The organism is Mycobacterium sp., from assembly GCF_965229105.1.
GTDB lineage: Bacteria > Actinomycetota > Actinomycetes > Mycobacteriales > Mycobacteriaceae > Mycobacterium.
Window position 1 is genome coordinate 5,922,371 of sequence record NZ_OZ245858.1, and the last position, 11,537, is coordinate 5,933,907.

8 protein-coding genes and 1 pseudogene are annotated in these 11,537 nt (G+C 66.9%); 3 read left to right on the forward strand and 6 right to left on the reverse strand.

From position 1 onward, the window contains the following. Positions 1-112: 112 nt before the first annotated feature. From ADBZ9O_RS27865 to ADBZ9O_RS27880, 4 genes and pseudogenes are all read right to left on the reverse strand, one after another. Complete coding sequence (locus tag ADBZ9O_RS27865) at positions 113-1,027, reverse strand: ROK family protein (protein WP_526526453.1); 915 nt, start codon at positions 1,025-1,027, stop codon at positions 113-115. Next, complete coding sequence (locus tag ADBZ9O_RS27870; RefSeq protein WP_526526454.1) at positions 1,027-1,632, reverse strand: DUF7158 domain-containing protein; 606 nt, start codon at positions 1,630-1,632, stop codon at positions 1,027-1,029. Before ADBZ9O_RS27870 ends, ADBZ9O_RS27865 begins: the two co-directional genes overlap by 1 nt. Continuing rightward, a complete protein-coding gene (locus ADBZ9O_RS27875; RefSeq protein ID WP_526533578.1) occupies positions 1,629-5,816 on the reverse strand; it encodes a glycoside hydrolase family 38 N-terminal domain-containing protein in 4,188 nt (1,395 codons plus the stop codon). Before ADBZ9O_RS27875 ends, ADBZ9O_RS27870 begins: the two co-directional genes overlap by 4 nt. A 294-nt stretch (positions 5,817-6,110) precedes the next feature. Continuing rightward, positions 6,111-7,052: pseudogene (locus ADBZ9O_RS27880) on the reverse strand (helix-turn-helix transcriptional regulator); the annotation flags it as partial. Positions 7,053-7,113: 61 nt separating this feature from the next. Here ADBZ9O_RS27880 and ADBZ9O_RS27885 point away from each other — a divergent pair. Together ADBZ9O_RS27885 and ADBZ9O_RS27890 are read left to right on the forward strand one after the other, a co-directional pair. Beyond that, a complete protein-coding gene (locus tag ADBZ9O_RS27885) occupies positions 7,114-7,647 on the forward strand; it encodes a DinB family protein (protein WP_526526456.1) in 534 nt (177 codons plus the stop codon). 2 nt (positions 7,648-7,649) lie between these two features. Beyond that, positions 7,650-8,255 carry a DinB family protein gene (locus ADBZ9O_RS27890; RefSeq protein WP_526526458.1) on the forward strand — a complete coding sequence of 202 codons (606 nt, stop codon included), beginning with the start codon at positions 7,650-7,652 and terminating at the stop codon, positions 8,253-8,255. Here the strand turns inward: ADBZ9O_RS27890 and ADBZ9O_RS27895 are convergent. Next, a complete protein-coding gene (locus tag ADBZ9O_RS27895) occupies positions 8,245-8,601 on the reverse strand; it encodes a hypothetical protein (RefSeq protein ID WP_526526460.1) in 357 nt (118 codons plus the stop codon). The two genes, ADBZ9O_RS27890 and ADBZ9O_RS27895, sit on opposite strands and share 11 nt — an antisense overlap. Positions 8,602-8,767: 166 nt before the next feature. On the opposite strand from ADBZ9O_RS27895, the gene ADBZ9O_RS27900 reads away from it, so the two are divergent. Next, positions 8,768-9,688, forward strand: a complete 921-nt coding sequence (locus ADBZ9O_RS27900) for an alpha/beta fold hydrolase (RefSeq protein ID WP_526526461.1) — start codon at positions 8,768-8,770, stop codon at positions 9,686-9,688. 506 nt (positions 9,689-10,194) lie between these two features. Here the strand turns inward: ADBZ9O_RS27900 and ADBZ9O_RS27905 are convergent. Then, a protein-coding gene (locus ADBZ9O_RS27905) for an IS3 family transposase (RefSeq protein ID WP_526523762.1) occupies positions 10,195-11,354 on the reverse strand; the annotation gives its coding sequence in 2 pieces (ribosomal slippage) (positions 10,195-11,063 and positions 11,063-11,354; 1,161 coding nt in all). Positions 11,355-11,537 lie beyond the last annotated feature (183 nt).

An 11,537-nucleotide genomic window follows, 5' to 3' on the forward strand; every position in this document is an offset into this window, starting at 1 on the left:
TGGGGCGTCGGCGAAAGCCGGCGCCCCACTTTCGTTTCCCCGCGAGCAGACGTATACACCCCGCCCCACCCGGCGTGTCGGGGGTCGTATGCGTCTGCTCGCGGGAAGACGGTCAATCCCGCAGCAGTGCCGCCGCCCCGATCAGGCCCGCGTCACCGCCGAGTTCGGCGGGCAGCACCCGCAACGCGGCGAGGAAATCCAGCCGCGCGTAGCGACGCAGCGCCTGCCGCAGCGGATCGAACAGCAGCGCACCCGATTTCGCGACTCCCCCGCCGATCACCACCAGGTCGAGGTCGCACACCGCGCCGACCGAGGCGATCATCGCCGCGACCGCACGAGCGCCACGGGTAAATGCCTGCAGCGCAACAGGATCACCCGCGACGGCCGCGTCCGCCAGCTCCTTGGCGTCGGCATCCGGCGGCCCCACCCAGCCGTGCTCGCGCGCCCAGCGGGTCATCCTCGGGCCGGCCGCGATGGTCTCCACGCAGCCATGTCCGCCGCACGAACAGAGCTCGCCGCCCTGATCGACCACTCCGCTCACAACAACGTGACCGACGTGCCCGGCGTTACCGGTACGCCCGTCGTACGGTGCGCCGTCGAGGACAAGCCCGCCGCCCACCCCGGTCGACACCACCATCCCGAGCAGGAACGCCGCACCCCGCCCGGCGCCGCGCCAGTGCTCGCCGAGCGCCATGCACAGACCGTCGCCGCCGAGCCGGACCGGCACGCCGGGCAGTGTTGCCATGACTCTGTCGCGGATCGGGAAGTCTTGCCAGGCAGTGATATTGATCGGGCTGACGGTGCCGGTCGGCAGGTGGATCGGCCCCGCTGACGCTATCCCGACACCGCGGATCCCGGTACCGGTCGTCATCGCCGCGATCAGCTCCGCAACGACGTGCCAGATCGCTTCGGCGTCTGTGTCCGGGGTGGGCAATTGCTGGGATGCGACGAGCGTGCCGTCGGCATCGACGAGTCCGGCGGCAATCTTGGTACCGCCGATATCGAGGGCCAGCGTGAGGTCGGCCATCAGTGTTTGTGGGTGTTGTCGGGTTGGCGGGGGTCGCCGGGATGCTCGTAACCGGGGGCGAGTACCACCAGTGCCGCGACGCGCTCGTCGAGCCAGCCCCGAAATGCGCGGCGGCGGGCAGCGGCCATCAGGTGCTCGGTGATCATCGGCCTGACCTCCTCAAGCTCCGGCGGCGGTGCCGGCATCCGCCAGCCTGCCGCGGTCTGTGTGCTGGTGGCGAAGCGCAGTGGGTTGCGCTCATGGTAAGCCGCGACGTCATCGTCGATAACGGATACCGGAGCCGTCACTACTCGAAATAAGGCCCGCGCCAACGGATCTGCGAGTATCGACGCGGTGATGCTGCCGATTTCCAGGCGGGCGGTCACATCGGGCAGCACCTCCGTTTCGCTCGGCGCACCGTCGGCGGTCACGCCCAGCGCGGCGGCCTGCGCGACGATCACCCGTTCGGTCACGATCAGTTGGGTCAACCAACGACGGAGCTGCCTGCCCTCGCTGGTACCGGGAATCGGGAGCGCGTCGGTCAGCGGGCCAGAGCGCAATCGTTGTTCGCGGGCATCGACCTCGGCGGCGGTCACTGGTTGCCCGGCCACGATTGCCGCGGTCACGGCGTTGCCCCGATGACTCGCACCCGCACGGCCGGGGTGTACAGAAGCTCACCGGCGCAGGCGATTCGGATCAGTGCCCACCACTCCCCCGGTTCGATCCACGGTGGCGGTGCCACGTCGAAGGCCACCTCGACGGTTCCCGAAGCGGGCAACACGATACCGACGGCCGCGGGGCCGACCCACTCCCAGGTGCCCCATGGGCTGATGAGGTGGGCCTCCACCGTCAGGTCGGCATGCGCATCGGTGCCCACTGTCACCGCCAGTCGGGCACTGGTACCGGCGACCAGCTCAATATCGTTGGGCTCGTTGACTATTCGAAGCAAACCACTGACCGCGCCGCCGACCGTCACCAGAGCGACGTCTTCGACTGTCTGGTGCCATGCGCTGGGAATATCGGCACTGTCGAGGCTGAGTTGGGCGCGGACGGGATAGCACCCCGGCTCGGCGTCTGGCGGCCCGGCGATGGTGATATCGGCGTCGAGGTACCCACCGGGGGTCAGCTCGAATGGCAACTGGGCGGGGCTGGCCGACCACCCCGGTGGGCACCGCAGTGTCACCGTGCCCGACAGTGGGGTGTCGGTGCAGTCACTGGCCGCGGTCAGGCGCAGAGTCACCGGATCACCGGCGACGGCGTCGCATCGGTGCGGGTGCAGGTGCGCGACGGCGGCGAGCCCACCGAGCGGCGCGGGGCCCCGATTGTGCAGCCAGTAGCGGGCGTAGAGCGGTTGTGCCGCTTCGGCATCGGGTGCGAGCTCAGCCGCGTTGCGGGAGCCCGACGAACGCGGTTCGAGGCGGGCCAGGACGGTGCTGATCTGATAGCCGTGCAGCTCAAGGGTGTCGATGGAAGCCCTGGGCTCCTCCAGAAGGTTCGCGGTGGTCAGGGCCGAGACTGCCGCCACGTCGGAGTCGATGCTGACTGTGGTTGGTGCACCGTGTGTTTCGATGACCCGCAGGGTGACCTCTGACGGGTCGACGGGGCGTGCACTGCCACCAGCGGTCGGGTTGCCCGACGCTTTGAGCGCGTCGAGATGGACGGCACCCGCGCCCGCGTCGAGGCGCAACAGTGCCCCGACCGCGGGTAACCCGACGCCGCCGGCGGTCCTGACTGCTAGCAGCGGGCGGGAGAATTCGGCACTGCGAGCCGGGATGCCGGCCTGGCGCCAGTCCCCGTCATCGGCGATCAGCGCGTAGTCGAAGGTATGGGTCCAGTGCTGCTGTTGGAAATGCGAGCCATCGGGCGCGCTGCGGCGTTCGTGGGTGGTCCACACCCCCGACGGCCAACCGGTGCAGGATCGCATCAGCGATGTGTGCAAGGTGCCGTCGCGGTCGACCGCGAAGCTGGGCACGCCCCGGTTCAGCAGCGCCACCGTCCTTGATTCGGCCCGCTCCATACCGGCGGGTGCCTGTTGGGTGACCCGGATTTCGGCATCGTCGAGATCCTCGGCGACCGTGGCGATCTCCGCGCGCAGGGCGTCGGCGTCGCGTCCCGCGATCACCAGTACCGGCAGTGTCCGCACTCCGCGCAGGTCGGCATCCGGTACCCACTGCGCGGGCAGCGGGCCGCTGGCGGGTACCCAGACCCGCGCGGTGCCCGAGTCAGCCAGTTGGCGCCGCAATTCATCGGTGTAGGCCGGATCAGCGTCAGCCAGAAGCTCCGCGGTGAAGGTGTTCTGCTCTGGACCGCCGAGCGCGATGCGGGTATCGGGCAGGTTGGAGTCGACGTCGAGATAGCCGTAGCGCGGTTTGCCCGCCGACGAGCAGGTGGCCGTCACCCCGGCCCGGACCAGCGCCACCATCAGGTCGCGGGCCAACGGGCTGGACTCGACCTCGGTCGGCGCCACCACCTCGGCGACCGACACCGCACGAAACACCCCGTCGTCCAGTCTGATTCGCGCAGCCGACGAGGCACCGAACCAGGTGTAGGCCGGGTTCTCCAGCGTCCACGGATGGGCGGCGGTGTCGACCGAGACCGAGGGATCAGCCGGGTCGTGAATCAGCCCGAACCCGCGTCCGATCACGGCGTCGCCGACCTCGCTCACCGGCATCGCCCCTGGGACGGGGCACGGCCAGCGCAGTCGCAGCAGCCGGTCCGCGCCGGTGAATTCATCGATGACCGTGCGGCAATCCACCCGGTCGATGCCGTCCCAGAGCGTCAACGTCTGGGTGTAGCGCAGAACATCGCCGATGCTGCCGCGTACCACCAAGCGTTCACCGAGTGCACTGCGATAGGCCTGCACCGTCGCGGCGGTGCCCGACGAGACGGTGACCGGACCCTTGGGCAGCAGATGCCACGGGCCCTCCCCTGCCGTCGGGTGTGCCGAATACTCCTCGTACACCGCGAGTTCGTTCCCCACCTGCCCGTCGGCGATCAGTTCCCGACCGTCACGCAGTAGTGACGCCACGCCGCCACCGCGGGCCGGGTCCACCCGTAATCGATAGTGCCCGTTGGCAATCACGTCACCTGCCAGCGGCAGCCAACCCGTCGCCGCACCGGCGGCCACGCGGTAGCCGCGCCAGCCCAGCGACGGGATATCGCGCGCCACGAAGCTGATCGAGTGACCCCCGTGCTCGACCAGGGCGGGTATTTCGTCACCGCCCGGACCGACAATCCGTGCTTCGTCACCGATCGGCTCAGCCAGTCGAACCGTGACGATATCGGTTCGACTGTGCGCCAACGGGTTCCACACCACGATCTCGCCGTCCACCGCCTCTGACAGCAGTGCCAGCGAGTTGTCCCTGGCTGCCCGGCCGAGCTCCCACGCATCGCGCCAACTGGTCAACAGGTCGAGGTAGACCTGATCGGACTCCGAACCGGTGATGGCATCGTGATGCGCGCCGTACGCCAGCTGCACCCAGGCCTTGGCGAACGCCGGTTCCGGATACGACGCACCAGCGAGGAGCGCCGCGAATACCGCGAACCGCTCGCCGTCGAGTACCGCGGCTTCAGCGGCCCGGTTGGCTTGTTTGGTGTCGATGAACGACACGTCCTTACCGGTATAGATGGGGTTCATATCCCGGGTCTGCGGCGAGGCGGCCACCCCGCGATCGTCGAGTTCGGCGCGGACCGCGGCGAAGAATTCGCGCGGCAGGGCGCAAACGAACTTCGGCCAGGTGTAGCGCGCGTTCCAGTCCCGGTGAATCTCGGTGACCCACTTGTTCGGTGGCGTGTAATCGGTTCCGACCGGCAGCAACACGTTGCGGGTGGCCGCCACCGCCTTGAGACCCTCGAACAGGTGGTAGGTCGCGGCCTGCGCCTCCTGCAGCGTGGCGGCGGAATCCATCCACCAGCCCGCCGAGTAATGCGCGGGCATGTAATGGGTGAGCAGTCCGACGCCCGAGGGTGCGATCCACTCGAATTCGCTGGCGAACTGCATCCGCGCCGGATCGCCGTCGCCTGCCATCGGCCCCCACTGGTGAAACGGCCCACGCGCCCACGAACTCGAGGTCAGCCCGGCATCGGCGGCCATCCCCGGAAACTGCGGATCGTGTCCGAACACGTCGAGTTGCCACGCGGTGGCCGGGTCGGCGCCGAGCACGTCACGCTGGAAACCGATCCCGTGCACCAGGTTCCGGATCCCCGTCTCGGGGCCGGTGAGGTTGGTGTTCGGTTCGTTGTAGGTGCCGCCCATGATTTCGACGCGGCCCGCCGCGATCAACGCGCGCAGATCTGCCCGGTCGTGCGGATGGGTGTCCCAGTACGGCTTGAGGTAGTCGACCTCGGCGAGGACAAACTTGTACTCCGGTTCGCGGCGCGCCATCTCGAGGTGGGCGGCCACCAGCTCGAAGCTGTTGGTCTGGCGCGCTTTACCGGGCGGGTCCTCGGTCCACAGGCTGGTGTACGCGGCCTGGGTGTTCCACCACACCGGGTCATAGTGGAAGTGGCTGATCATGAACATCGTCCAGCCGGGTTCGGCGTCGACGAAGGTGAACGGGGTTACCGCACCGTCGGCGATCACCGTCGCCGCCCGGTTCCGGCCAGGCTCGGGTGTGTTCACCGCGACCGGGACCTCCACGGTGGAGTCCCCGACAGCTGCCATCGTCAGACCAGCCGTCACCAGGCCGGTGCCACTGACGTGGATGGGGGTGGGCTGGGTGGCTCCGATGACGCTGACCCGCACCAGTTGCAGCGGCGCATCGGCCGGTCCGATGAACAGCCCGGTGGACTCGGCGGTGAGCACCGTCAGCGGCATGTCCGCACTGTACGCATCTGCGCACCACGAATTGCGGGTATCCGCGCAGCAACGAGAGAAACGCCCGGTAAACGGGGCTCTACGGCAGACACCGGTGTTGTTGAACGGCAGATCATTTGGCTGTGGCGTGCGGCGGGTCACATTGACCGATGCCGCGGTTGTGCCACAGTGGAGACATCATGAGGACCGATCCACTCGCCCTGTCCTTCGAGGCGCACCGGCGGCTGCTGCTGTTGCGGCTGCGGTTGCGGCACCCTTCGGACCGACCGACTGTCCGCCGGCGGCGCCTGCGCGACGCAGTCGTTCGCCCATCGACTGTGCGGCGGCGACTACCTCGGGCGGGCCGATGATCTCGAAATCGCAGCTCACCATCGCCAGATAGAGCACCAGGCGTTCCGGGTCGTCGGCCCCAGCGGTGACCACACACGCATCGGGCCCGTCGGCCTCGATGGTCGCTGATGTCGGTGAAAAGTGTTGTGCCACCGCCTCAGCAGCGGCGTGATAGCGGACTGTGGCGATATACCGGTAGGGCGAGCTACTGATCGACCGGCTGACATAGCTTGCCGCGTCGGGCGCATCCCGCGCGGTGAAGGTGGTGCCGCGCGCCACGACATTGGCCATCCGGTCCAGCCGCAGGCTGCGCCAGTCCTCGCGGTCCCGGTCATAGGCCAGCAGGTACCAGCGCCGTCCGGTGGTCACCAACTGGTAGGGCTCCAGCCGGCGTTGCGTCGCGTTGCCGTGCAGGTCGGTGTAGCCGGTGTCGACATGTTCACGGTCCCGGCTGGCCCTGGCCAAGGTCATCAACACCTCGGGGTCCACCGGATTGTTCGCGTTCGGCGTCAACGTGACCGTGGCGTCGTGCACCGCAGCCACCTGCGAACGCAACCGCGCCGGCATCACCTGGTCCAGCTTGCTCAGTGCCCGCAGCGCCGATTCCCCGATACCGGCCACGCTGCCGCCGGCAGCCAGCCGCAGGCAGACGGCCATCGCGACGGCCTCGTCCGGGTCCAGCAGCAGCGGTGGCAGCGCCGCCCCCGCCCCGAGCTGATACCCGCCGCCGTGGCCCTTGCCCGCCTGGACCGGATAGCCGAGATCACGCAGCCGTTCGATATCGCGTCGCACACTGCGCCCTGTCACCCCGAGGCGCTCGGACAGCTCCACTCCGCTCCAGACCCGGCGGGACTGCAGCAGCCCCAACAGCTGCAGCACGCGACTGGTGGTTTCGGACATGGCGCCAGTATTTCCCACTCTTAGGACCGGAACTGTCCTAAACGCCTGAGACGGTGTGACCATGACAGACCTGAGCGCGTCGCTGGCCGAGCAGTTGGACTGGCATTGGCGCACACAACTGCGGCCCCGCCTGGCCGGACTGACCGATGACGAGTACTTCTGGGAGCCGGTCCCTGGGTGCTGGTCCCTGCGTCGTGACGGCGGGATCGATTTTGAGTTCCCGGCGCCGGAGCCGGCACCCTTCACGACCATCTCGTGGCGGCTCGCGCACGTCATCGTCGGTGTCCTCGCGATGCGAAACCACTCGCATTTCGGCGCTCCGAGCGCCGATTATCAGAGCTGGCCTTATGCCACCGCCGCCGCTACCGCACTCCAGCAACTCGACGATGCCTACCGGCATTGGTACGACGGGGTGCGGGGTCTCGACGATGACGCCCTGGCGCGGCCGATCGGTCCCGCCGAAGGCCCGTTCGCCGAGAAGCCGATGCTCGACCTGGTTTTGCACATCAACCGCGAAGTCATCCACCACGGTGCCGAAATCGCCTGTATCCGTGATCTTTACGCACACCAGCCCACACCCCACAAGGAGAACTGACCATGCCCGCCATGCCGCCCCCCGTTGCCGATGAGCGCCAAGCCCTGCGCGCCTACCTCTTCCAACAGCAGTACGCCTATCACGCGCTGGCTTTCGGGTTGACCGATGAGCAGGCCCGGGCCACCCCGACCGTCAGCGCGCTGTCGATCGGCGCCCTGATCAAACACGCCACCGGCGTTCAGCGCATGTGGATGCAGCGCGTCGCCGCAGCCCCGGCGGCACCCGCGGACGACGACCGACCGATGGACGTGCGGCAGGCCGAATACACCGACGAGTTCGTGATGCGTGACGACGAGACGCTGGCCGAGCTGCTCACCAGGTTCGAGGCACAGAGCACCGAGACGCTGCGGTTGTTGGAGTCGGCCGATTTCGACGCGGCGGTCCCGGTACCCCAGGATGCGCCATGGTTCCCCAAGGACGTCGCCGCGTGGTCGGTGCGTTGGGTGTTGTTCCACATGATCGAGGAACTGGCCCGGCATGCCGGCCAAGGCGACATCATCCGGGAGAGCATCGACGGCGCAACCCTCTACGAGCTGCTCGCCGGTCTGGAGGGTTGGGAAGCGACGTCATGGCTGACGCCGTGGGGTAAGGCTCCCGTCAGCGGGTAGGAACGCCGTCGGCGGCGCTGGTGAGGGCGTCGCCCGGTGATCCCGCGGACGCCACAGGGGCATTGCAGTTCAGGTTGATCAAGTAGATGTTCTGCTGTCGATTCCCGGCACTGTCGAGTGCACTCGACTTCTGCCAGGAGGAGACCAGGCATTCGTCGGTGGTCAGCCGGCTGCCGACGACGGTGGAGACCTTCGGTGTCCCGTTCCACCCCGCCACCTCGGCGGAGGCTTCGGCATAGGTTTTTCCGATGAGGGGATCACCCGTTGCGGCGGACAGACCGCCGGCGGTGGCCAGCAGGGCCAGCGCTGCAACGAACACTCCGGCGATACGGACGATCAAGCTCATCGATGCCTCCGGTCTTGATACGGAACCCAGTGACATCGCACCCGGCGCCGTACGCGCGTACTAGCACCTCGGATATCCGCTGAGTTTTGTTACACCGCAACAGCCTCGCCCGTTCACCCGAACACGGACGGGTCACCGGCCAGGAACGCCGGGTAGAACGGTAAGGATGCAGAGCACCACCGGCGTCGCTCGCCGCGAGACCCCCGACGGCACTGTCGAGCTGTTCTACGAGGACCTCGGTAATCCGGCCGACCCTGCGGTGCTACTGATCATGGGGCTCGGCGCGCAGCTGCCGATGTGGCCTGACGGGTTCTGCGCGCAGCTGATCGACGCCGGGTACCGGGTGATCCGCTTTGATCACCGCGATTCCGGGTTGTCGGCCAAGATGCACGGCCGTCGTGCCGACGGATCGCTCTACCGGCGCATTGCCCGCTACACCTTCGGCAGGTCCAGTCCCGTGCCGTACACGCTGGTCGATATGACCGACGATGTGCGTGCCCTGCTGGAGCATCTCGGTGTGGACGGTGTGCACGTCGTCGGTGCGTCGATGGGCGGCATGATCGCCCAGATCCTGGCCGCCACCAGTCCCGAGCGGGTGCGCTCGCTCGGGGTCATCATGTCGACCACCGGTAGGGCGTTCTCGGCGCCACCGGCCTGGCGGGTGATCAAGCTGTCCTTCGACACTCCTGCCGCCGACGCCTCCGATGAGGAGAAGCTGGCCTATGAGGTTCGCAATGTCGCGGTGATGAACGGACCGAACTATCTGCCCTCCGATGGCGAACTGCGGCAACGGGTTTCCGATCTCGCGCAGCGCTGCACCTATCCCCCCGGCATGTTGCGCCAATTCGACGCGGTGCTCGGTACCGGCAGCCTGCTGGCCTACAGCAAGGCGGTGACGGCGCCGACGGTGGTTCTGCACGGTTCGGCCGATCCGATGCTGCGGCTGCGCAATGGCCGCGCCGTGGCGGCGGCGATCCCTGGTGCGCGCTTCGTGGTGATCGACGGGATGGGCCACGACCTGCCGCCGGCGGTGTGGCGACCCATCGTCGATGCCTTGACCGAAAATTTCGCAGCGGGCTCCAGCTGACCGCAGCAACTCGTGTTTTCGGGCCGCTGCGCAGCACTGACGATCAAACGAGATCGTCGTGCACCGGTGGCCAGGATCTGAGACTGCTCCCCTTCTGTCAGTTCCGGTCGAAAAGTGAGCAGGTGATTCCGGAACAGGCTGCTGACAATTCAACCGGAGCTGACACCCTTCCTCGCGAAGATCGACCAGATCCACTCTTGTGAGCGCGGCGCGCGACGCGGTTCTCCCTGGCGGTGACCCCTAGAGCGGGGAGATCGTGGCGATGAAACGCTGCCCAAGCGCGGGTCGGCAGCATGGATATCTCGGGCAGCGTTGAACGAGTGCGCATCATTCCAATCACGCTGTCTAAGAAGTGCTTTACGCAACTCTCTACAAATCTTGGGTGTAGACACCAAGGACCCGGTAGGTCACCGTGACGGGAACACTGTCGTCGGCAACGTCTGTCTAGGACCAGCGGATACCTCTAGGGACTGCCCCGAGTTCAGTTGACTCGCGGGGTGTGAATTTCAGGCCGCGGTTGCGGCTGGGGTGTGGAGCAGTTCGAACTCTATCGGGGTGAGCTTGCCAAGGGCGCGTTGGCGGCGGCGTCGGTGGTAGGTGCGCTCGATCCAGGTGACGATCGCCAGTCGCAGTTCGGCTCGGGTGGACCACCGTTGCCGGTCGAGGACGTTACGTTGCAATAGTGCGAAGAAAGACTCCATGGCGGCGTTATCTCCACATGCCCCGACGCGGCCCATGGAGCCTCGTAACCCGTTGTGCGACAGCATGTACACGAATTTCCGTGACCGGAATTGGCTGCCGCGGTCGGAATGCACGATCGTAGCGACGGGCGAGCGGACGCCGACGGCGTGACGCAGGGCGGCCACGGCCAGCGACGCCTTCATCCGCGAGTCGATCGAGTAGCCGACGATTCTGTTGGAGTACACGTCCTTGATGGCGCAGAGGTAGAGCTTGCCTTCATCGGTGCGGTGCTCGGTGATGTCGGTTAACCAGATCTCGTTGGCGGTCTGGGCAGAGAATTGGCGGCCAACGAGGTCGTCGTGCACGGGTGGCCCGGCCTTCCTGTTCAGTCCGCGCTTCTTGGCGAAGACCGACCAGATGCGTTCTTGCGAGCACAGTCGAGCCACTCTGTTCTCGCCGGCGATGATCCCGAGTGCGGGGAGTTCATCGGCGATGAAGCGGTAGCCGAAGGTGGGGTCGTCGGCGTGGATGTCGAGGGCGGCGTTGATGAGATGTGCATCGTCCAAGTCGCGTTGTGTCACAGGGGCTTTGCGCCACTTGTAGAACGCTTGGGTAGAGAAGCCAAGAACCCGGCAGGTCACCGTGACGGGGACACCGTCTGCGGCAAGATCAAGGACCAGCGGGTACATCATTTTGGGTTGACGTCCCGCGACAAGTAGCCGACGGCACGGCGCATGATCTCGGCTTCTTGCTCGAGGAGCTTGATCCGTTTGCGCGCTTCACGCAGCTCGGCAGAGACGTCACCCGCGGCCGCGGTTGCTCCTTTTCGGTCGATACCGTCTTCGCGGTCGGCGATCTTGAGCCAGCGATGCAGGCAGGCCTCGGAGATGCCGAAGTCCTTCGCGATCTGACGTAGCGGCGCCTCACCCTTGCGGGCTACAGCGATCACGTCAGCGCGGAACTCGGCGGGAAATGCTTTCGGCACGGAATTGATCCTTCCAGCAAGGACGAATCCTCACAGGTCAGGAGTCAACCAAACTGGGGGCAGTCCCCTACTTGGCCACCAGTGGGCTACTTTTTCATGGCCACGGACAGCAGTGTTGACGCTTGGCTCGGCTCGTCTGACTCCGGGTATATCCGAACCGCTCAGCGCGTGTCTCCAAAATGC